We start from the raw sequence: 21,073 nt of genomic DNA on the forward strand, positions 1-21,073 counted from the left end.
GCTACCAACCTCTTAAGCTCACGAAAGGAAAGGGCATGTCCCTTCTGAAGACCATCGACACCAATCCCTCCTCCGCTCCGCACGAGTCCGCCCCGCTCCCGGAACGCCTGATCTCCGGCAAGCCCGCCTTCAAGACCTGGGCCCAGGACGTCGCCCGCGGGGACATGATCCGTACGGGCGTCTGGGAAGCGACGCCCGGCGAGACGCGCTCGATCAAGGGCGAGACCTTCGAGTTCTGCCACATCCTCTCCGGCATCGTCGAACTCACGCCGGAAGGCGGCGAACCGGCGGTCTACAGGGCAGGGGACAGCTTTGTCATGAAGCCGGGTTTCGTCGGTGTCTGGAAGACCATTGAAACCGTGCGCAAGGTCTACGTGATCGTGACGTGATGCTGATGCCGCGCGATCGGCCGTAGCCCACCCGGTTCGAAGCGGCGGGGCTGGAAACGGAGCGAACCTACTCCGCCACGCGCTGGCCCCGGGCCCTGCACGGCAGTCGGCGGTGAGGCCGGGGCAGTGCGATGCCGTCCAGCTTGCCGGCTCTCGCGTCGTCGACCAGGTTGGTGAACCGGTCGACGCTCATCTGCTGTCAGCCGGACGCATGGCACGGGGGAAAAAGGAGGCGTGCATCGATGTAGGCGCGGGTCTCGGCGAGGATGCCCGGGGAGTCGGGCTGGCCGGGACGCTGCCCCGACACGACATGGTCGGAACGGTGCGAGGGATACGCACGGACGGCCCGCCGGGTGCGGAGGAACCCGGCGGGCCGTCCGTGTGCCGTCAGCCGGCGCCGTACGGGTCGAAGGGGATGCCGGCGGCGGCCTGCTTCTTGGCCCTGCTGAGCTCGTCGTTGAAGCGGCCGTCCTTCAGCGGGAAGTTCGCGTCGCCCCACGTGGCGTTCTGCATGCGGGCCTGGAGGTCCACGCCGTTGTTGCCGGCCGGGAACCTGGTCCAGGTCACCAGGCGCGGGAAGTCCCAGCCGCCGTCGCCCCAGGCCTCCGCCACCTCGCCCGACCCGGCGAAGCGGAAGACGTGCGTGAGCGCGCCGTCCTTGTGGTACACGACCTTGAGGCGGACCCCGTCCCTCGGGACCGCGCTGAACTGCGTGGTCGTGTAGTCGCCGTGATGGGAGACGGAAGCGTACGAGGGCGTCCCCGAGCCCTGCTGCACCCAGATCACCGCCGACTCCCAGTCATGGCGGTGCGACGTTGCCGTGCAGTCGCGGCAGCTCATGTCCTTCTCGAAATAAAGCGTATAGATGATCGCGCACCAGCCGTTGTTGCACTTGGCCCGCGAGTACGTGTTGGCGTTTCCGAGGTGGCCTGAGCGGCACTGGCCGGTGACGGATCCGCTGTCGTCGAGACCGCCGTTGAGGTTGCCGTTGATGTCGATGGCGGCGACCGGGAGACAGCCGTCCCCGTCGTAGTCGAAGACCGGCTGGAACGTCCTCTGGAACGTGGTGGTGCTCTCGGGCAGGGGAGTCAGTACGCCGGCGTGGGCACTGCTCGTCATACCGATGAGCAGCGCGGCGGCGCTGATCGCGACGACTGCGGCACGGCCGAAACGGCCGAGAAGGGACGTGCCGCGGTACTTGCCACGGCTCATGACTGCGTGGGACATCAGCGGGTTCTCCACTCGCTACGCGGGGTGCGCCGGTGATCCGGCTGGGCGCAACAGACGCTGGCAAGCGGGGAGTTGATGCACACCTGATTTCACCAGGGCAATCAATCCCGGTGCGCGGTGGTCGGTTGTTCGGTGGCGTGTCCCGCGTTGTCATCAACACCACACTCCGTGCGTCCAGACTGTCGATACTTGAAAGTGCAAGCTATTTTGATGGGGCGCGCAGTGAAGATCGTTTCGTCTGATGTTCAGTGTGAATGGGTGGACCTATGGGACGTCCCGAGAGCCCCGTTGACCCGGCTGCCGGCCCTGTGCAGCAACTCGCCTATGCATTAAGGGAGTTACGAAGGGCGGCCGGTAGTCCGTCGTACCGTGCCATGGCACAGGAGGCGGGGTTCTCCGCGACGGCGCTGTCACGGGCGGCCGCCGGGGAGCGGCTGCCGTCGCAGGCCGTGGTCAAGGGGTATGCGCGTGCCTGCGGGGGTGACCCCGGCGAGTGGGAGACGCGGTGGAAGGAGGCCGAGGCGGCGGTCGCTGCCGCTCTCGTCCCAGACGAAGGGGACGGGCCGACGCCGTACCGGGGGCTCGCCCGGTTCGAACCGGACGACCACGAGCTGTTCTTCGGCCGTGACCGGGCCCTGACCGAACTCTGCCGGCTCGTGTCCGTGCACCGGTTCGCGGCGGTGCTGGGCGCCTCCGGTAGTGGCAAGTCCTCGCTGCTGCGGGCCGGGTTCCTCCCGCGTGTCAGGAAGCAGATGGCGGGAAGCGAGGGTGCGGTGCGCGTCTTCACGCCTGGAGCCCGGCCGGCCGAGACGTACGGGCATCTGCTGACACCGGCGGAGGGCGAGCCGGAGCGCTGGGTGGTGGTGGACCAGTTCGAGGAGGTCTTCACCCTGTGCCAGGACGAGGCGGAGCGCGCCCGCTTCATCGAGCTGCTGCTGACCGCCCGCAACCCCGCATTCCGGCTACGAGTGGTCATCGCCGTGCGCGCCGACTTCCACCGGCGCTGCGTCCACCACCCGGAGCTGGCGGACGCGCTGCGCCGCGCGGGGCTGGCGGTCGGCCCGATGACCGCGGACGAACTGCGGGACGCGGTGGTGAAACCCGCGCTGGCGGCCGGCGTCCTGGTGGAGCGGTCGCTGGCCACGACGATCGTCGAAGAGGTGCTCGACCGTCCCGGCGCGCTGCCGATGCTCTCGCACGCCCTGCTGGAGACCTGGCGGCGGCGCAAGGGCCGCATGCTGACGACCGCCGCGTACGAGGCGGCGGGCGGACTGAATGGCGCCATCGCGACGACCGCCGAGGAGGTGTACGGGCAACTGTCCGCATCCCAGGCCGCCGTCGCCCGATTGCTGCTGCTGCGGCTGGTCGAGCCGGGGAGAGGCACCGTCGACACCGGGCGCCCGTTCACCCGGGCCGAACTCCGGGAGTGCACGCACTCCGAGACACCGGTCGTGGTGGAGCGGCTGGCCCGGGCCCGCCTGCTGACCGTCGACGACGAGGGAGTCCGGTTAGCCCACGAGGTACTGATCACCTGCTGGCCCCGGCTGCACGGCTGGGTCGAGCAGGACCGCGAACGACTGCGCCATCACCGGCAGCTCACCGAAGCCGTCCGCGCCTGGCTGGAGCACGACCGTGACCCCGGCACCCTCTATCGGGGCACCCGTCTGGCCCGTGCTGAGGAGATGTTTCCCGGCCACGACAACGACCCCGCCCTGGGGGCGGCGGAGCGGTCCTTCCTCACCGCCGCGTGCGAAGCCCGCGAGGCAGAGAAGCGGGCCGCCGCCCGCTCCACCCGGCGGTCCCGCCAACTCGTCGGCGCCCTCTCGGCCGTCCTCGCGGTGGCGCTGGTCACCGGCCTGGCCGCCTGGCGGCAGCACGACCACAACCAGCGGCAGCGCACGGAGTACTCCGCTCGGCGGATCGCCGCCGTCGCCGACGGCCTGCGCGCCACCGACCCCCGCGCCGCCCTCCTCCTCAGCGTCGCCGCCTGGCGCATCGCCCCGCTCCCGGAGACCCGCCGCGTCCTCCTCGGCTCCCTCGTCCAGCCCGAGTCCGACTCCTTCAGCGACCCGGTCTCCGGGTTCCGATCCCAGCGCTTTCTCGCCGACTCCGGTCGCACCCTCCTCAGTGTCGACGACCGCGCCTGGCAGACCTGGGACCTCGGCACCCGCCGCAGCACCGGCTCCGGCCGCCTCCCCGAGGGCGAGGTCCTGGCCGTGGGCCCCGACGCCCGTGTCCTGGCGGTCTCGGGCGCGAGCGGGGACGGGCGCGTACGGCTGTGGGACAGGAGAGCGGGCCGGTGGACGGGCGGTGCGCCGCTGACACCGGGGCGGACGGGTATCGCCTTCGGGCCGAGTGGGCGCAGTGTCGTGTCGGGCGAACCCGGTGGGGGCGACGGCGGCTCGGGTGCCGGCTCCGACTCCGGCGCGGACGTCGTGCGTGTGCGGGCCGTGGCCGATGGTGCCGTGCTGTTCGAGACGCGTGGGGCGACCCCGGCGAACGTGGCGCCGAGCGCTGACGACCGGCTGGTGGCGGTCTGCCCGACGGGGAAGGCGCCGCAGGTCCGGGAGATCGGCGGAGGGCGGGCGCCGCACGGCGAGTGGGAGCGGGGCCAAGGGGGCTGCGCTGCCGACTCGGCGGTGGTGTTCGGGGCCGAGGGGCGGTTCGCCGTCGTCGCGAAGGACCGGGTGCGGGTGTGGGACGTCCGTACCGGCGTCCGGGTCGCCGAGGTCCGTGACCCGGGGGTGCGGTACGCCTCCTTCAGCCGGGACGGACAGTTCCTGGCGACGACGGGCTCCACCGACGAGATCAGGGTCTGGCGGCTGTCCGCCCCGGCCGCCCCCGTCCTGCGGCACGCCCTCGACAACCAGCACCCGCACGGCGGCCTCGCCTGGGACCCCGGCCTGCCGGTGCTGCGCTACCTGGAGGGCGGCACCGTCCACACCCTCGACCTGACGACCACCGTCACCGCCGCCTGGCGTGACCACCCCGTGGACGGCGTTCTCATCAGCCCGGACGGCCGTCGATTCATCACCGCCCGACGTGCGACCGACGGCTACGTCTTCGAACTACGCGCCACCGACAACGGCCGGCTCGTCCGCACGCTCCCGCGCCAACCCTCGCCGGTCGCCGCCGGCGGACGGGGCGGGACACCGCTCGCGCCCGCGGACACCGCCGCCCGAATGGCGTTCAGCCCCGACAGCAGCCGGTTGGTCTACGGCGTCACCGTGCCCGGGGGACGGGCCGTGTCACAGCGGTTCACCGTCTGGGACCTGACCCGCGACCTTGAGCAGAGCACGCTGGACGTGGGGTCGACCCGGTCCGGGGCGGCGGTGACAGCGCTCGCTCTGACCCCCGACGGCCGCATTCTCTTCACCACCCGCACCCCGGCCAGCGGCGAACCCGTGAACGAGATGTGGGACACCACCACCCGCCGACGGACGGCGTTGCTCACCGGCTCAGGCAGGGTCAGCGCGCGGATCGCGCTCAGCCCCCGCAGCGAAATCGTCGTCGGCGACAACCGGGTGGCCCGCAAGACCACCGACAGCATCGTCGCGCTGGACCTGGTCCAGGGCGACCGCATCAGCGCGCTGGCGTTCAGCCCCGACGGCAGCCGCCTGGCGGCGGGCGACCGGAACGGCCGTGTCGCCCTGTGGGACGGCGACCTGCGTCGCCGCGCGGGCGTCCTGCGCAACGTCTTCCCGGCCCCGCTCGGCGACACCCCCGAAGCGGTCAGCGCCCTCGCCCTCAGCCCCGACGGCCACACCCTCGCCGTCGGCGGCGACGCCGGCACCATCCAGCTTTGGGACACCACCACCCAACAGCCCCTCGGTCCCCTCCCCACCCCCGGCGAGCCGATCACCTCCCTCGCCTTCAGCCCGGACAGCGCCACTCTCCTCGTTGCCAGCACCAACGTCCCCCTCCGCCGCCACACGGTCGACCCGAGCCGAGCCGTGGCCCAGATCTGCGCCCGCGCGGGCAACATCGACCTCACGAGAGCGGAATGGAACACGCATGTATCCGACGCTCCGTACAGAAGGGTGTGTGGCCGGCGAGACCGCTTCTGACGTCGGGCTCCGTCCCCGCCGTGCCGGTCCTGGCTCCTTCGTACCCCGCCCCGCACCGAACGGTGCGGTGCGGGGCGGGGCGGGGCGGATGAAGGTGATCGTGCGTCGCCGATCCGGGTCAGAATCCGACCGCCTCGGGTAGCCGGACGCCCGACCCGCCGGCCGGTGGCGGGCGCCCGTTGAGGTGGCCGTCGCCGATGACCGTGGCGTCGCAGGCCAGTGTGAGTTCGAGGCCGTCGGCGACGGCGTGACCCTGCAGTACGGCGGTCGAGGGGTTCGGGCGGGCCGTGATTCGGCTGAAGCAGGCCGACACCTCGGTCAGGAAGCCCACCGGGCTGTCGCCGTCGTCGTGCAGTTGGAGGAACTGATGGAAGTCTCCGTCGGCACAAAAGCCCGGGCCTTTGCCCTCCACCGCGATGACGCCGTGCCGGGGTCGGCCTCGGCGCTGGTCATCTGTTGTCCAGGGTTTCTGTCAGGGAGACATCGAGGGCGTTGCGCCGCTGAGGGCGGTTGAACAGCAGCCACCGGACGGGGCCGCGTTCTCCAGTCGACTGATCGGCTATTGGTCGGTTCGATGGGGTACTACGGTTCGGGCCTTACCGCGGAGATCGTGGACGGGCAGGCGTCCTACCGCCGGGAAACCACTGCCCCCGGCGGTAGGACGCCTGCCGCTTTGTCGTCGAAGCAACCGCGGCCGCGGTCCCTCGTTCTCGTTCTCGTTCAGTGACGCCCGCTTGGCCGGGTTCCTGCGCCGCTTCGGTCAGCTCGGGATCACCGGCAGGACGATGCGGGAGGGCCTGGCGGGGTCGTGGAAGACCTGCTGGCGGGCGACTCGGGCCTCGGTCGCGCTCTCCTCGGGTTCGCCGGTGTTGAGGTTGCGGTCCCAGCGCGGGAAGTTGCTGGAGGTGATCTGGACCCGTATGCGGTGGCCTGCCCGGAAGACGATGCTGGTCGACCACAGGTCCACGACGTGCTCGGCCGCGACGCCCGGTGTGGCTTCCCGCACCCGCACGATGCCGTCGGTCACATTGCGGGAGACACCGTGTTCGTCGACGTCGCACAGGCGGGCCACCCAGTCGGTCGAGGGGCCGTCGGTGGCGGCGAACAGCACCGCCCGGACCCGGCCGGTCACCTCGGTGTCCTCGGTGAGCGGTTCGGTGGTGAAGACCAGGACGTCCTCGCGCGCCTCCACGGCCCTCTGGTCGAGCGGCCCGGGACGGAAGTCGTCCGTCAGCAGGAGCGCCCCGCCGGTCGTGGGCACCGGGTCCATCGGGTCGTAGGTGAACTCCTCGGGCTCCTCGGCGGCGGACGGCGGCTCAGGGGTCAGGCATCCGTCCGCGCGGAGGTGGAGGTCCGTGTCGACGGCCCGTGACAGGGGCCATTCCGTCTCCTCGCGCCACTGGTTGACGCCCATGACGAACAGCAGCACCCTGCCCGTGTCCGGCTCCAGCGGCTCCCCCTCGCCGATCGTGCGCTGGAACCAGTCGAGTTGGAGGCCGTGCAGGGGTCCGCGCATGCCCATGAAGGCGGAGTTCGCGGCGAACCCGAAGTTGACGTCGCCGATGACGTGCTGCTGGTTGGCGTGACTCCAGGGCCCCATGATCAGCGTGGCGGACCGGCCGGCACGGCGCATCGCGGTGAAGTTGTCGAGCGTGCCCTGGGTGAAGATGTCGTACCAGCCGCCGACCTGGAAGGTGGGCAGGTCCACCTCGCCGTGGCGGCCCTCGACCCGGCAGGCCCGCGCCCACTCGGGCTCCCGCCGGGACCGCTCGTAACCCAGTTCGGGAAGATCGTGCCGGGCGAACGCGGGGAACCGTCCGGCGGGCAGTTCGCCGTAGCCGCCGTCGGCCAGGCCGTCGAGATCCTGTACGAGCCCGCCGACGCCGCCGACGAGTGCGGCGGGGTCGGTGCCGTGCCGGCGCATCAGCGCGTCGGCGCCCATCATGAGCGTCCAGGGCGCGGTGATGCCGAGCTCGATCGCACCACCGCGCGTCCACAGCCCGTCGTCCGGATCGGACCACGTGACCATCGGCGCGATCGCCTTCAGCTCCGGCGGCTTGGACAGCGCCGCCATCCACTGCGTGTTGCCGAAATAGCTGGCACCGATCATGCCGACCGAGCCGTTCGCGCCGGGCAGCGCCGCGGCCCACCGTACGGTGTCGTACCCGTCGCTCTCCTCGTACGTCCACGGCTCCCACTCCCCCTCGGAGGCGAACCGGCCACGGGTGTCCTGGAGGACCACCATGAAGCCACGCCGAGCCGCCGCCAGAGGATCCAGTACGGCGATCGCCAGGGCCATCTGCTTCCCGTACGGCAGCCTGCTCAGCAGGACCGGCCACGGCCCCGTACCCCCGGGCCGGTAGACATCCGCGCGCAGCACCGTGCCGTCACGCATCTCCGCCGGAACATCGAACTCGATCCGTATCTCCGCCACGCGCTGCTCCTTTGCATGCCACGACGCTGTCAGACGCATGGTCGAACGTGGCCCCCGTCCCGCACTACACCCGAACGGGGGTGACTACGGCGCTCTGTCAGGCCACCGCGTTCAGCAGGTCGGCCAGCAGGTCGGGCCGTTCCAAAGCGATGAAGTGGCCCGCTCCCGCCACCTGTGTGAAATCGGCGGCCGGCAGCAGCTTCTTGTCGGCCTGCCGGTCCGAGGGCCGGGACCAGTCGTTCTCCCCGTAGACGAGGTGGACGGGTGCCTTGACCTCTGGGTAGCGCGAGCGGGCGGCGACGAGACTGGGCAGGCTCTGGTACACGGCCCGGGCGACGGTCGCGTAGCCGGGGCGGCTGCCCACCTGGAGGAGTTCGTCGAGGTAGTCCTCCCGCAGCGCGGTCTTGTCGACCAGTCCGCCCTGGAGGATTTTGCGGACGACGGGCTTGGGCTCCACCCCGGCGACCACCGGGCCCACTCCCGGAGTGAGGACACCGCTGACCACCACACGGGCGAGGAGACTGGAGCGGGCGATCCCGCCGGGGAAGTCGTAGGTGTTCACCGCGACGACGCGCCGGACCCGCTCGGGCAGGTCGGCCGCGGTGGTCAGGGCGAGCACCGCCCCCATGGACTCCCCGACCAACGTCACGTCGTGCAGGTCGAGTTCGGTCAGCAGCCGCTCGACGCCCGCGCGCATGGCCGGCTCGTCGTACGACGCGCCGGGCACGATCTCGGAGTAGCCCATCCCCGGCAGGTCGAGGGCGTACACGGTGTACTGGTCCGAGATCATCGGGATGAGGTGGCGGAAGTGCTCGGCCTGGGTGCGCACGGTGTGCAGCAGGACGAGGGGGGCGCCGGTGCCCGCCTTGAGGTAGCGCAGCGTTCCCTCGTTGCTGCGTCCCGTGCGCGGGGCGATGGTGTGGCTGGTGGTCCCCGGGACGGTAATCGTGGGACGTGACTCTGAGCTGGGCATCTCGCTGGTTCCTCTTTGTGTGAACTGCGGCGGACGGGTGATTCGGACAGGGCCCGCCCGAAGGGGGCGTGACCACGGATCAGCTCTTGGATTCATCGAGAAACCGATCGGTTTCCATCATCGTAAACCGATCGGTTTCCGAGCGCAAGGCTGAGTTTGCCATCCGCAGTGACAGGGTCAGTGCCCAGGAGGGGCGCGAGAGTGTCATTCGTGCAGCGGTCGCCGATTTCGCACCCAAGGGCCACTCTGACGCCTCTGAATGCTCCAGCCGCAGGTCTAGGGCTACGCCGCGTGGCCGGCCGCCGAGGCCAAGGGTGATGCGGCCAAGTGGTCCGGGCCGGCTGGCCGAGGCCCCTAGAACTAGTGCCGTGACCACGAACGTTCACGGTGTCGGCGGCCAGGCTGTCGGCCTGCCGGTGTGGCGGGGGGAGTTCAGCTGACCTCGTTGCGGACGGCGGTGTCGAGGTCGGTGGCGGTCAGGCGGAAGGTGTCGGCGGTCTCCGTCGCGTCCATGTGGAAGGGCGCGTACCACTGGTAGTCCATCTCGGCCATCTCGCGGGCGATCGGCACGATCAGCCCGGCCGTACGCGTCACGGAGCGCGGTATCTGGACTAGTTTGACCGGTGGCCGGCCCGCCGCGACGGCGTAGCGCCGCGCCAGCTCGCGAATGGTGACAGCCGGCGGAGACGGCACGTGCCAGGGTCGGCCCCACGCGCGTTCTTCCGAGGCCAGCGTGATGAGGGCCTGTGCCATGTCACCGTTGAAGGTGAAGGTATGCGGCATGTCCAGGTGGCCGGTGATCCAGGCCGCCTTTCCCTTCTGCAGGGCCGACTTGATGAGCAGGGAGTAGATGCCGTTCGCGTCCTTGCCGATGTAGTCGGAGCCGCGGACCTCGACGGTACGGATCCCCCCGGCGAGGGCCTGTTCCCACATGCGTCTGCGCAGGCGGCCCTTGTGCCCGGTGGCGGCCATGGGGGTGTGTTCGTTCATCCGGCCGCCGGGCTGCGGACCGTAGGCGTAAAGGCTGCCGGTCAGCGCGAGGACGGCGTCGTTCGCCTTGGCGGCGGTGATGGCCGCCGTCTGCAGGGGCGGCAAAAGGCGCTCCCACATCGTGTATGAGGGTGGATTGGCGCAGTGGTAGATCACTTCCGCACCGCCGGATAGCTCGGTCAGGCGGGACGGGTCCGACGCGTCCGCGGCGACCCGGTCGACCAGCGGGTGCTCGGGGCCGGAGCCGCTGCGGGTGACGATCCGGACGCTCTCGCCGCGCTCGGCGAGCAGACGAGCGACGTTGGTACCGATGGAACCGGCACCGATGATGACGTGCTTGGCCATGACGGTTTCTCCTTCTCCGGGGTATCGGTCAGTCGTCCACGCCGGAGCCGGAATAGGTGGGCACGTCGGCGAGCAGGCCGGCAATCTGCGGGTTGAGCTCGTTGCGGCGCCGGTGCAGTTCCTGGATCTTGGCGTTCAGGTCAGGGTCGCCGTCGTCACTGACGTCGAAGATCTCCAGCCGTTCGACCAGGTGCAGCCCGAGGTGGTCGGTCTGGTAGGTGGTCGGGTGCGTCAGGTAGGCGAAGAGCCCGTCGAGATGTTCGACGACGAACACCGCGCCGTACGTGTAGTCGCCGCCGTGGTCGCGGCCGACGACGAAGGACTTGATGGCGGGGTTCGACCGGCCCTGATTGCGCCAGCTCTCCAGCACCTCCTCGATCTGCTCAGGCGTCGCAGTGGCCTTCATCGTGACCCTGTTGATGTGGTAAATCATGACTTACTACCCGTTCTTAACGTTGTTAGAATTCCTAACGGCGTTAACTATGACGCGCGTCGTCGGCACGGTCAAGGCGGTGACTAGTGTTCGAGGACACCATCGAAGCGAAGTGACGGACCATGTCGACCAGCACGAGACGGGCCCGCGAACGGGCGAACACCCGGGAGCGGATCATCGAGGCCGCGCTGCACGTTCTAGAGACCGAGGGCATCGCGGCCCTGACGATCCGGCGCATCGCCACCGCCGTCGAATATTCCGCGCCCGTCGTCTACCAGCACTTCGCCAACAAGGACGCGCTCGTACTGGAGCTGGTCGCGCACGGTCACCGCTTGATGCTGAGCGAGTTCCGCCGAGCCGCGCAGGAGCCCGATGCGGACCGGCGCATGACGCGCATTGCGTCGCAGTACGTCCGGTTCGCCGGCGAGCACCCCCACCTCTTCCAGGTCATGAACGACCCGGTGGTCGACGCGGACGAACGCCGACGCGTCGCGGAACCGGTCATCGACGTCCTCAAGGAGCTGCTCACCACCTGGTCGGCTGCGCACGACGTGGTCCTGGCCGATTTCGACCAGGCCTGCGAGATCCTCTGGGGCACGCTGTACGGCATCGCGTCGCTCAGTTACCTCGGCAACGTAGGCAGCGATCGAGCCCGCCGCCTCGCCGAACAGGCGCTCCGCGCGATCCTTCTCGGCTGGCAGACCGAGGCGCTGGCGAACGGTCGACCGGCGAGCAGCTAGGGTGCTCTGACCGCTGTGGTTCGCCGGGTTTATGGGGAGGGCCGGAGTGTTCGTCGAGATCGTCTTCGTGGGGCTGCCGATCGATCGTGACGACGTCGAGGAGGCTCTGGAGATGCCGTTCGAGCTCGACGGGCGAGGTCACCGGCGCGGGCGGCGGCATGGGTCGTTGCCATCTTGACCTAGAAATCGCGGAGAGCCGGACAGGACCGCTGCCCTGGAGCGGCTCCGGGCGGTGCTGTCCGAACTGGAGTCGCGGACTGCGCGACGTTGAACGTCAGCGAATGATCAAGCCGCCGTCCTCGCTCGTCCGCCCCATCGGATGCCCTTCTCGCTGCGGCTGCGGGCGCGCTCTCGATGCAGGGTGGCAAGGAGGTCGGGGTGGCGGGCGTTGGCGTTGCGCCAGCGGAGATAGGCGTGGAGGGCCCGGGTCCGTGTGGTGTGGTTGCGGCGGTTGGAGTTGGTGGAGGTGAACTGCCGCAACGGCCAGAAGTGCGCCTTGATCGGATTCGCCCACGAGGCGTAGGTCGGGGTGAAACGTGACTCGACCTTGTTCTTCTTCGCCCGGCGGCGGAGGTTGGTGCCTTTGTGGGCGGACAGGTTGTCCAGGATCACGTAGATCGGTGCACCGTCCGGGCGGGCGGTGCGGATCGATTCCGGCGCGGCCGGCGTGTTCGCGGCACCTTTCCGGCGACGGTTGACGCCCCACAGGCGGTCGTCGCCGACCGAGTGGCACCCGTGGAAGTACCGGACGCCGTGGGTGCGGTTGGGAAGCCGGGCGGGGACGCCACCGGACGCCGCCCCCGGTAGTAGCCGGCGCTCGCCCTCGGCCCCCGCCTTCACTGACGGCCTGACGAGAAGCGGCGCGCTACAGGGGGCGATGTCGGTGGGAGAGAGGTCGGGGCGGGCGCGGTGCCGGCGTGCGGGGTGGCGCCACCGGCCGGAGGCGACGCCGGCGACGCCGACTTCCCCACCAGTTCGGGTTCCACCAGTGTGACGTTCAGCGTTCTCCCGGCTGCCCCACCCGGCGGGAACGGCCAGCCTGTCCACGGATGACCGCGCCGCCCCGCAGCGAGCAGGCCGGCGACCGCAGGAAAGTCGGCTTCTCGGTTCCTCGCTCGGTCCAGGGATGGCGTAGAGGCTGAGCCGGCCCGCCTCGGCGAAGGTTCGGCCTGAGGCGGCCGCGGTCGATCCGGCCGCGTCGCGCGCCTGTACGGATCTCTGCGCGTGCCGGGACCGACGGGCTACGCCCTAGGGGGTGTTGCGAAAGTCCCGCACAGCACCCACGGCGCCCGGCACGCCCTCTCGCCGCACCGGCCGAAAACCCAAGTACGTCCAGTACGAGGGCTTTCGTCCGGCACGCCGAGAGCACGCACCGGACACCGCGGGCACCGCACAGGACTTTCGAAACACCCCCTAGGCGAGCCGCTCGATCAGCATGGCCATGCCCTGCCCGCCGCCGACGCACATCGTCTCCAGACCGATCTGCTTGTCATGGGCCTGAAGGTTGTTGATGAGCGATCCGGTGATCCGCGCTCCGGTCATCCCATAGGGGTGGCCCAACGCGATAGCCCCACCCGAAACGTTGAGTTTGTCCTCGTCGATCTGCAACACCCGTGCAGAGCCGAGCACCTGCACGGCGAATGCTTCGTTGATCTCGACGAGATCGACGTCGCTCATGGTCAGGCCTGCGTGGTCGAGTGCCTGACGGGTGGCCTCGATGGGGCCGAGGCCCATGATCTCCGGCGAGAGAGCGGTCACGCCGGTGGAGATGATGCGGGCCAGCGGCTGCAGGCCGAGTTCACGCGCCCGGACATCGGACATGATGACGAGGGCCGCCGCTCCGTCGTTGAGCGGGCACGAGTTGCCGGCGGTGACGGAGCCCTTCTCGCGGAAGACCGGCTTGAGCGCGGAGACCGCATCGAGCGTCGTCCCGGGCCGCGGACAGTCGTCCGCGGTCACGGTCGAGCCGTCGGGCAGCGTGATCGGGGTGATCTCCTTGCGGAAGTGGCCGCGCGCGATGGCCTCCTCGGCTCGGTGCTGCGAACGAACCGCCCACCGGTCCTGCTCTTCGCGACCGATGCCCGTGAGGGAGGCGACGTTCTCCGCGGTTTCCCCCATGCTGATGTACACGTCGGGCACCAGTGCCGACTCGCGAGGGTCGGTCCAGGCCTCGTGGCTCGCCTGCCTGGCGGCCGAGCGCGCCTGAGCGACACCGAACGCGGGATTCTGCGTGTCCGGCCAGGAGTCCGAGTTGCCGTTGACATACCGGGACACGGCCTCCGTGCCCGCCGAGATGTAGGCCGAACCTTCGCCTGCCTTGATCGCGTGGAATGCCATCCGCGTCGTCTGCAGGGACGATGAGCAGTAGCGGGTCACCGTGGTGCCCGGCAGGTTGTCGTAGCCCAGTTGGACCGCGACGTTGCGCGCCAGGTTGAAGCCTTGTTCGCCACCGGGCAGACCGCAGCCGAGGATCAGGTCTCCGATCTCGTCGGGGTCGAGTCCCGGGACCTTGGCGAGCGCCGCAGCGATCACCTGGGTGGCGAGATCGTCGCTGCGCATCTCCTTCAGCGACCCCTTGAACGCCCGACCGATCGGCGAGCGGGCGTAGGACACAATCACGGCTTCGGGCATCTGAGTGCTCTTCTCGGAGATCTGGCGGTGGGTTCTGTCCGGGCGAGCGGCTCTCAAGCTCCGGCAGAACAGGGACTACGTCAGCAAGGTAGCCACCCGGAACAGGTACTCCATAGGACGATCGCGCCTCGCCGTGGTACGTCCGCGCCAGACGACTCCTGCCCGTTTCGTCTTGGTTCGGGTACCTCGGTGAGCGCCTCGCCCCGGCCCGCCGTCCTCCCGCATGCCTTCGGCGACCGAGGCAATCGCACGCAGACGTTCGGCGGCACCGCGGAGCGAGCACGCCACCGATCCGCGCCTGCCTGCGGGCATGGCAGCCCATCACGCCGCTCGACCAGACCCGTCAACACCGCTGATGTGTGGGGAGTTGGCGGCGGAACCGCCGACGGACCCCACTGCGCGCGATGGAGAACCCCCGTGGCGTACGTCATGTCCGCCTGCCTCGCAGACGGGGTTGACGGAATCGACCCGCCCAAGAAAACTAAGCACCCGCATAGTTACTATGCACTCGCTTACTTCCTGCTTCCTGCTTCCTGCTTCTTACTTCCTATTTCCGCCGAGCGACGAGGAGCTCCTGTGCGCCGTACTGTCTTCGATGCCGACCACGAGGCCTTCCGGACCTCCGTCCGGGCATTCGTGGAGCGCGAGCTGCGGCCGCGCCAGGAGGAGTTCATCCAGCAGCGGGCGATCGACCGCGCCGCGTGGAAGGCCGCTGGGCGGCAAGGACTGCTCGGGCTGCTGATACCGGAGCAGTACGGCGGCAGCGAGGCGGGCGACTATCGCTTCACCGCGGTTCTGCACGAGGAATTCGCCAGGCTGTCGGTGGCGTTCGCCTCCTCGTTCACCATCCACTGTGAGGTCGTCGCCCCCTACCTGGTCGAGCTGACCACCGAGGAGCAGCGTGAGCGCTGGCTTCCGCGGTTCTGCGCGGGCGAGCTGGTCACCGCGATCGGTATGACCGAGCCCTCGGCAGGTTCCGATCTTGCGGCCCTGCGGACCACGGCCGTGCGCGACGGCGAGAACTGGACCCTCAACGGCTCCAAGACCTTCATCACCAACGGCTTCGGCGCCGACCTCGTGGTCGTCGCCGCTCGCACCAGCCCGGAGAAGGGCGCCAAGGGCATCACGCTGTTCGCCGTGGAGACGGACATGCCCGGTTTCGAGCGCGGGCGCAAGCTGGACAAGGTCGGCCAGCACGAGGCCGACACCGCCGAGCTGTTCTTCCACGACGTGCGCGTCCCGGCCGCCAACGTCATCGGCGAAGTCGACCGCGGCTTCATCCACATGATGGAGCGGCTCCCGCAGGAGCGGATCGGTGCCGCCGTGCTCAACCTGGCCCACGCCGCGCAGATCCTGGACGAGACGCTGGACTATGTGAAGGAGCGGAAGGCCTTCGGCCAGTCCGTCGGCTCCTTCCAGTACAACAAGTTCCGGCTGGCCGAGATGGTCACCCAGATCGAGGTGACCCAGGCCTTCGTCGACCAGTGCGTCGCGGCCCACGTCACCGGCCGGCTCTCGGCGGTGGACGCGGCCAAGGCCAAGTGGTGGACCGCCCAGGTGCAGAACGAGGTCCTCGACGCCTGCGTCCAACTGCACGGCGGGTACGGCTACATGAACGAATACCGGGTCGCCCGAGCCTGGCAGGACGCCCGCGTCACCAAGATCTGGGCCGGCTCGAACGAAATCATGAAGGAACTCATCGGCCGCGACCTCGGCCTGTAAGGCCCATGGACACCTCGTCTTCCGGATTGGAGCGCCCGATGGGCAACCTCAGCTTCGACTTCACCGGCCGCACCGTGATCATCACCGGCGCAGCCCGCGGCATCGGCCTCGAACTCGGCCGGCACCTGCGCACTTCAGGCGCGGACGTAGTCCTGGTCGACCGAGACGCGGACGAACTCCGCGCGGTGGCGAAGGAATTGGACGCTCTGTGGGTGGCCGCGGACGTCACCTCCAGCACTGACGCGGAGCGTGTCGTCGCCACCGCGCTGGCCGAGACCGGCCGCGTCGACGTCTTGGTCAACAACGCCGGGATCCTGCGCGACGGCGTCCTGTGGAAGCTCACCGACGACGACTGGAACGCCGTCCTGGCCGTCCACGCGGGCGGCACCTTCCGGTTCACCCGGGCGTGCGTCCCCCACTTCCGCGCCCAGGGCTATGGCCGGGTCGTCAACGTCACCTCCTACTCCGGTCTGCACGGCAACATCGGCCAGGCCAACTACGCCACCGCCAAAGCCGGGATCATCGGCTTCACCCGCACCGCCGCCAAAGAGCTCGCCCGCTTCGGCGTCACCGTGAACGCCATCTCCCCCAACGCGGAGACCCGCATGGTCTCTTCCGTCCCCGCCGAGAAGCGCGCCGAGCTGACTGCCGGCATCCCGATGGGCCGCTTCGGCGACCCGAGCGAGATGTGCGCGGCTGTCGCCTTCCTCGCCTCTGAGGAGGCCGGCTACATCACCGGTGCAGTGCTGCCCGTCGACGGCGGCCTGTCCATCTGACCTCTCTGGAGCCCCTGTGAACATCCTCGACCGTTTCCGTCTCGACGACCGCGTCGCCATCGTCACCGGCGCTTCCTCCGGTCTCGGCGTCGCCTTCGCCCAGGCCCTCGCCGAAGCCGGGGCCGACGTCGTCCTGGCCGCCCGACGCACCGACCGGCTCGCCGACACCGCCCGCCTCGTCGAGGCCGCGGGCCGCCGCGCCCTGTGCGTCAAGGCCGACGTCGCCTCGCCCGACGACTGTCACGCGGTCGCGGCGGCCGCCGCGGACTTCGGCCACGTCGGCGTCCTGGTCAACAACGCCGGCGTGGCCGATGCGGTCCCGGCCAGCCGGGAGACACCGGAGAACTTCCGGCGCATCATCGACATCAACCTCATGGGTGCCTACTGGATGGCCCGGGCGGCAGCCCAGGTGATGACCGGCGGTGGCTCCATCGTCAACATCGCCAGCGTCCTCGGCCTGGTCAACACCGGCCTGCCGCAGGCCGGCTACTCCTCCTCCAAGGCGGGCCTGCTCGGTCTCACCCGCGACCTGGCCGCCCAGTGGAGCCACCGCAAGAACATCCGTGTCAACGCCCTCGCCCCCGGCTACTTCGCCTCCGAAATGACCGCCCGTCAGGACGCCGACAACATCGACGACATCGTCCGCCGCATCCCGCTTCCCCGCACCGGCGAACCCGAGGAACTCGCCGCCGCCGTGGTCTTCCTCGCCTCCGACGCCTCCAGCTACGTCACCGGCACCACCCTCACCGTCGACGGCGGCCTCACCATCAGCTGAGCGGACCGACAGACGTGATCCGCAAGAATGGGCGCGTGACAACCAGCGCAATCGACGACCTGTGGGGCGAGGCCGGCCCCGGCTCCCGGCGCATCCTCGAGGCGGCCCTCACGGCCTTCGCCGCCCGCGGCTACCACGGCGCCTCCACCCGAGACATCGCCGCCGCCGCCGGGATGAGCCCGTCGGCCGTCTACGCACACCACCGCACGAAAGAAGACCTCCTCTACGCGATCAGCCTCGCCGGCCACCGCAGCGCACTGGCCGCAGTGGAACGCGCCCTGGGGGAGGAGGAGACGGCGGTCGGCCGGCTACGGGCGCTGGTTCACGACTACACCGCCTGGCACGCCCGCCACCACCAGCTGGCCCGCATCGTCCAGTACGAGCTCGGCGCACTCGCTCCGGACCACCGTGACGAGATCCTCCGGCTCCGCCGCCGCACCGAGGAAGTGGTGCTCGACGAGATCGCGGCCGGCATCGCGTCCGGGGCGTTCCGCACCGAGGACCCGGGCGGTGTCGCGCTGGCGGTACTCTCCCTCGGCGTCGACGTCAGCCGGTGGTACGCCCCCGGCGGCCACCACACTCCCGTCAGCCTCGGCCGCCGCTACGCGACGCTGGTGCTGGCCATGCTGGGCACCGACCACCGGTCCGCGACCGCAGGCTGACGAACGACGTCGGCTCTCCCAGCACGGCTACGTCGTGCTGGGTCAGCCACGGGCGCCCCGGTTTCCCGGAGAGGTCGAGCACCCAGATGTCGAGTTGGGGATGGTCGGCCTGCCAGACCTCCCTGAGTGTGCCTGCCTCGCTCCGGCAGTCCGAACCCACGCCTCCCGGTGGCGATTGGCGATCCGGTGCGCCATCACCATCGGCCCCGGATCGACGCGGGTGACGATCTCGTGCACTGTGCCTACCGGGGGATCGGTCGATCCCGCCGGGCCGCGACGCCGGACGCCTGCCGTTGGATCACCGCTGTCGGGAGACCGGGCGTCCTCCGCACGAGCATGCCCCTGAAGCGTCACGCCGGCCCTCTGCCCGGCACCTTCGAAGACGATCGGGTGGCGGGAGGGAATCTCGCCACCCGAGCCACCCGACCTTCGATGATGGCGAGCCCTTGATGACCGAGCGTCTTCTGGTGGTCAACGGGGTGACAGGGCTGCGGCGTGAGCGGTCCGCAACGAGGGCTTGTCGATCTTGCCGACGGCGTTCCTGGGGAGGGCGTCGACCACGAAGAACGACGTCGGCCGCTTGTAGCCGCTGAGGTGTTGCGCGGTCAGCGCTTCCAGAGCCGCGGGGTGGACAGTCGTACCAGGTCGCGGCTGGACGTAGGCGACCACCACCTCTCCCCACTTGTCGTCAGGTACACCGATGACGGCGGCTTCGAGGACGGACGGGTCAGCCGTGAGGACGTCCTCGATCTCCTTGGGGTAGATGTTCTCGCCACCGCGGATGATCATGTCCTTCGATCGCCCGACCAGGGTCAGGTAGCCGTCCGCGTCCAGGTGGCCTACATCGCCCGTGTACAGCCAGCCGTCCACGATCGTCTTCGCCGTGTCTTCCGGCCGACCGAGATAGCCACGCATGACGTTGGGGCCACGCACGATGACCTCACCATCCATGCCGGTCGCCAGCTCGTTGCCCTGCTCGTCGACGATCCGGAGCTCCTGCCCCGGGACGACAACCCCTACGGTGCCCGCCCGGCGCGGACCCGCGACGGGGTTGACGGTGGAGAAGCAGGTTCCTTCGGACAGCCCGTAACCCTCGATGATGGGGAAGCCGTACCGAGCCTCGAATCGGGTCGGCAACTCGGCGGAGGCGGGTGCCGCGCCGCACGTGCCGTAACGCAGCGAGGACGTGTCGGGTCGAACGTCGGCCGGCAGCGCCTCGAGCACGTTGTAGATCGTGGGCACGGCACTGAAGTAGGTGGGTCGCTCCCGCTCGACGAGATCGAAGAAGGTCTTGGGGTCGAACCGGTCGGTGATGAAGACACTGCCGCCTGCGACCAGCGGCATGAGCACGCTGATCACGATGGCGTTGACGTGGAAGAGCGGCAGGATCAGCAAGCAGCGGTCGGCCGGCCCGGCCTCGATCGCCTGGCACCCCATCGCCGTCATCGCGTCGATGTTGGAGTGGTCGAGCATCACGCCCTTCGGTACGCCCGTCGTTCCGCTGGTGTAGATCAGGAGTGCCGGCGCGGTCGAGTCCGGCTGCGGCGCCGGACCCGACCCCACCGCCTCTCCGTACAGGTCGTCGACGGCCAGCGTGGCGACGCCTGCGGCGGTCGTGCCGTCCTCGACGACCAGCACGCGTGCGCCCGAGTCGTGGAGCTGCCGTGCGACCTCACCCTCGGTCAGGCTCGGATTGACCGGGGTGACGGTCGCCCCGAGCCGCCAGACCGCGAACAGCAGAAGCACGAACTCGACGCGGTTCCTCAGCTTGAGCGCCACGACATCGCCAGTACCGATCCCAAGGTCCTGAAGGTGACGAGCAGCAGCCCGGACACGGGTCAGGAACTGGGCATCGGTGAGCGACTGTCGCCCGTCGGCAACCGCGGGCCCATCCGGAGTGGATGCGGCGCGACGGTCGGGCAGAGAGGCGAATTTCATGGTGAGGTCACCTATCGTGGTGTGGCGCGTTTCAACGCGAAGGCAACAGTGCGGGCTTCGGGTGACGGGCTCGGTCACTCAGCAGCATCGCGATTCGCGATCGCCGCGCCGGCGGAGAACTGGAGCGTCCAGACGTTGCCGTGGTGCGGGTACTTCTCCACCATGGTGGCCACCAGCTCCTCGGCGTCCTTCGCGACCTCGGAGGCGGCCGCGAAGTCCTGGATGTAGGCGCGGGTCTGGGCGATCATGGTCTCGACCGCGTAGTCGTCGCCGTCGGGCCTGCGGTGTCCGGACACGATCATGCGCGGGCGGAGGCTCTCCACGGTGTCGACGGTCTCGAGCCAGTCCTGCCACTCGTCGGGCGTCGACAGGCCGAGCATCGGGTGGATCTCGTTGTAGATGGAGTCACCGGCCACGACGACGTCGATCTCGGGGATGTGCACGATGCTCGTGGGATGGATGTCGGCCTGCTTCACCTCGATGATGTGCAGGGGAGATCCGTCGACGTACAGCGTGTCGCCTTCGAGCGGCTCCGGAAGCGGCTCCGCCATGATGCAGGTGTCGCCGAACAGCATGCGCCACTGCTCGATCTGAAGCTGCATGTTCTGCTTGATGGACTCGACCACGTGGGGCAGCGCCACGGCCTTCGCCTCCGGGAACCGCTCCAGGAGCGGTCCGAAGCCCAGGTAGTGATCGGCGTGATCGTGGGTGATGTAGATCGTCGTGAGCTTCTTGCCTGTCCGCTCGATCAGGTCACCGAGGTCACGGACGTCGTCCTTGAGGTAGAGCGCGTCGATCAGGACCACCTCGGTGGCGCCGCTCACGAGCGTGGCCGTGGTGGGCGAGAAGGTGCCGTTCGGTACGCCGGGAAACTCCTCGGCCGGGACATTCGGCCAGCGACCGACGAAGACCGTGGCGCGGATGGGTGCGGCCGGCGAGGAGTGGGTGTCAGTGGTCACGAGGTACCT

18 protein-coding genes and 1 pseudogene are annotated in these 21,073 nt (G+C 69.6%); 8 read left to right on the plus strand and 11 right to left on the minus strand.

The annotated features are described in order from the left end of the window. Positions 1–35 precede the first annotated feature (35 nt). Positions 36–389 carry a cupin domain-containing protein gene (locus ACZ52C_RS30975; RefSeq protein WP_469077841.1) on the plus strand — a complete coding sequence of 118 codons (354 nt, stop codon included), beginning with the start codon at positions 36–38 and terminating at the stop codon, positions 387–389. A 67-nt stretch (positions 390–456) separates the two neighbouring features. Here ACZ52C_RS30975 and ACZ52C_RS30980 read toward each other — a convergent pair whose 3' ends face one another. Continuing rightward, positions 457–582, minus strand: coding sequence for a hypothetical protein (locus ACZ52C_RS30980; protein ID WP_469077842.1), 126 nt, complete (start codon positions 580–582; stop codon positions 457–459). Positions 583–776: 194 nt separating this feature from the next. Beyond that, positions 777–1,616: an NPP1 family protein gene (locus tag ACZ52C_RS30985; protein WP_469077843.1), complete on the minus strand. Its 840-nt coding sequence runs from the start codon at positions 1,614–1,616 to the stop codon at positions 777–779. Positions 1,617–1,993: 377 nt separating this feature from the next. Between ACZ52C_RS30985 and ACZ52C_RS30990 the strand changes: the two genes are divergently transcribed. After that, complete coding sequence (locus tag ACZ52C_RS30990; protein WP_469077844.1) at positions 1,994–5,686, plus strand: WD40 repeat domain-containing protein; 3,693 nt, start codon at positions 1,994–1,996, stop codon at positions 5,684–5,686. A gap of 118 nt (positions 5,687–5,804) precedes the next feature. Here ACZ52C_RS30990 and ACZ52C_RS30995 read toward each other — a convergent pair whose 3' ends face one another. The 5 genes from ACZ52C_RS30995 to ACZ52C_RS31015 form a co-directional block, all read right to left on the minus strand. Beyond that, positions 5,805–6,098, minus strand: coding sequence for an enoyl-CoA hydratase-related protein (locus ACZ52C_RS30995; protein WP_469077845.1), 294 nt, complete (start codon positions 6,096–6,098; stop codon positions 5,805–5,807). A 348-nt stretch (positions 6,099–6,446) separates the two neighbouring features. Next, positions 6,447–8,120 carry a CocE/NonD family hydrolase gene (locus ACZ52C_RS31000; protein WP_469077846.1) on the minus strand — a complete coding sequence of 558 codons (1,674 nt, stop codon included), beginning with the start codon at positions 8,118–8,120 and terminating at the stop codon, positions 6,447–6,449. Positions 8,121–8,217: 97 nt separating this feature from the next. After that, positions 8,218–9,093, minus strand: a complete 876-nt coding sequence (locus tag ACZ52C_RS31005; protein WP_469077847.1) for an alpha/beta fold hydrolase — start codon at positions 9,091–9,093, stop codon at positions 8,218–8,220. Positions 9,094–9,525: 432 nt separating this feature from the next. Next, positions 9,526–10,428 (minus strand): SDR family oxidoreductase, encoded by a 903-nt coding sequence (locus ACZ52C_RS31010; RefSeq protein WP_469077848.1) that lies wholly within the window; start codon positions 10,426–10,428, stop codon positions 9,526–9,528. Between the two features lie 28 nt (positions 10,429–10,456). Beyond that, positions 10,457–10,861, minus strand: a complete 405-nt coding sequence (locus ACZ52C_RS31015) for a Dabb family protein (protein ID WP_469077849.1) — start codon at positions 10,859–10,861, stop codon at positions 10,457–10,459. Between the two features lie 122 nt (positions 10,862–10,983). Between ACZ52C_RS31015 and ACZ52C_RS31020 the strand changes: the two genes are divergently transcribed. Beyond that, on the plus strand, positions 10,984–11,601 hold the full coding sequence (locus ACZ52C_RS31020) for a TetR/AcrR family transcriptional regulator (protein WP_469077850.1): 618 nt from the start codon (positions 10,984–10,986) through the stop codon (positions 11,599–11,601). A 46-nt stretch (positions 11,602–11,647) separates the two neighbouring features. After that, positions 11,648–11,779 (plus strand): hypothetical protein, encoded by a 132-nt coding sequence (locus tag ACZ52C_RS31025; RefSeq protein ID WP_469077851.1) that lies wholly within the window; start codon positions 11,648–11,650, stop codon positions 11,777–11,779. 107 nt (positions 11,780–11,886) lie between these two features. Here the strand turns inward: ACZ52C_RS31025 and ACZ52C_RS31030 are convergent. After that, positions 11,887–12,381 (minus strand): annotated as a pseudogene (locus ACZ52C_RS31030) (transposase); the annotation flags it as partial. A 633-nt stretch (positions 12,382–13,014) separates the two neighbouring features. Further along, positions 13,015–14,232, minus strand: coding sequence for an acetyl-CoA C-acetyltransferase (locus ACZ52C_RS31035; protein WP_469077852.1), 1,218 nt, complete (start codon positions 14,230–14,232; stop codon positions 13,015–13,017). 576 nt (positions 14,233–14,808) lie between these two features. Here ACZ52C_RS31035 and ACZ52C_RS31040 point away from each other — a divergent pair. From ACZ52C_RS31040 to ACZ52C_RS31055, 4 genes are read left to right on the plus strand one after another with little or no spacing between them, the layout of a single operon-like run. Then, on the plus strand, positions 14,809–15,954 hold the full coding sequence (locus tag ACZ52C_RS31040) for an acyl-CoA dehydrogenase family protein (RefSeq protein ID WP_469077853.1): 1,146 nt from the start codon (positions 14,809–14,811) through the stop codon (positions 15,952–15,954). 38 nt (positions 15,955–15,992) lie between these two features. Further along, positions 15,993–16,730 (plus strand): SDR family NAD(P)-dependent oxidoreductase, encoded by a 738-nt coding sequence (locus ACZ52C_RS31045; protein ID WP_469077854.1) that lies wholly within the window; start codon positions 15,993–15,995, stop codon positions 16,728–16,730. A gap of 16 nt (positions 16,731–16,746) precedes the next feature. After that, the gene (locus ACZ52C_RS31050; RefSeq protein WP_469077855.1) at positions 16,747–17,505 is read left to right on the plus strand and encodes an SDR family NAD(P)-dependent oxidoreductase; all 759 of its coding nucleotides are present in this window, start codon (positions 16,747–16,749) and stop codon (positions 17,503–17,505) included. A gap of 35 nt (positions 17,506–17,540) precedes the next feature. After that, positions 17,541–18,167, plus strand: coding sequence for a TetR family transcriptional regulator (locus ACZ52C_RS31055; protein ID WP_469077856.1), 627 nt, complete (start codon positions 17,541–17,543; stop codon positions 18,165–18,167). A gap of 471 nt (positions 18,168–18,638) precedes the next feature. On the opposite strand, the gene ACZ52C_RS31060 is transcribed toward ACZ52C_RS31055, so the two are convergent. Next, positions 18,639–20,183, minus strand: coding sequence for a class I adenylate-forming enzyme family protein (locus tag ACZ52C_RS31060; protein WP_469077857.1), 1,545 nt, complete (start codon positions 20,181–20,183; stop codon positions 18,639–18,641). Continuing rightward, the gene (locus ACZ52C_RS31065; RefSeq protein WP_469077858.1) at positions 20,180–21,064 is read right to left on the minus strand and encodes an MBL fold metallo-hydrolase; all 885 of its coding nucleotides are present in this window, start codon (positions 21,062–21,064) and stop codon (positions 20,180–20,182) included. Before ACZ52C_RS31065 ends, ACZ52C_RS31060 begins: the two co-directional genes overlap by 4 nt. Positions 21,065–21,073: the final 9 nt, after the last annotated feature.

The sequence above is a fragment of the Streptomyces sp. NPDC034049 genome, assembly GCF_055575575.1.

Coding starts and splice junctions, on each gene's coding strand:
- ACZ52C_RS30975 (WP_469077841.1), top strand. CDS start 36: ATGTCCCTTCTGAAGACCATCGACACCAATCCCTCCTCCGCTCCGCAC.
- ACZ52C_RS30980 (WP_469077842.1), bottom strand. CDS start 582: ATGAGCGTCGACCGGTTCACCAACCTGGTCGACGACGCGAGAGCCGGC.
- ACZ52C_RS30985 (WP_469077843.1), bottom strand. CDS start 1,616: ATGTCCCACGCAGTCATGAGCCGTGGCAAGTACCGCGGCACGTCCCTT.
- ACZ52C_RS30990 (WP_469077844.1), top strand. CDS start 1,994: ATGGCACAGGAGGCGGGGTTCTCCGCGACGGCGCTGTCACGGGCGGCC.
- ACZ52C_RS31005 (WP_469077847.1), bottom strand. CDS start 9,093: ATGCCCAGCTCAGAGTCACGTCCCACGATTACCGTCCCGGGGACCACC.
- ACZ52C_RS31010 (WP_469077848.1), bottom strand. CDS start 10,428: ATGGCCAAGCACGTCATCATCGGTGCCGGTTCCATCGGTACCAACGTC.
- ACZ52C_RS31015 (WP_469077849.1), bottom strand. CDS start 10,861: ATGATTTACCACATCAACAGGGTCACGATGAAGGCCACTGCGACGCCT.
- ACZ52C_RS31020 (WP_469077850.1), top strand. CDS start 10,984: ATGTCGACCAGCACGAGACGGGCCCGCGAACGGGCGAACACCCGGGAG.
- ACZ52C_RS31035 (WP_469077852.1), bottom strand. CDS start 14,232: ATGCCCGAAGCCGTGATTGTGTCCTACGCCCGCTCGCCGATCGGTCGG.
- ACZ52C_RS31045 (WP_469077854.1), top strand. CDS start 15,993: ATGGGCAACCTCAGCTTCGACTTCACCGGCCGCACCGTGATCATCACC.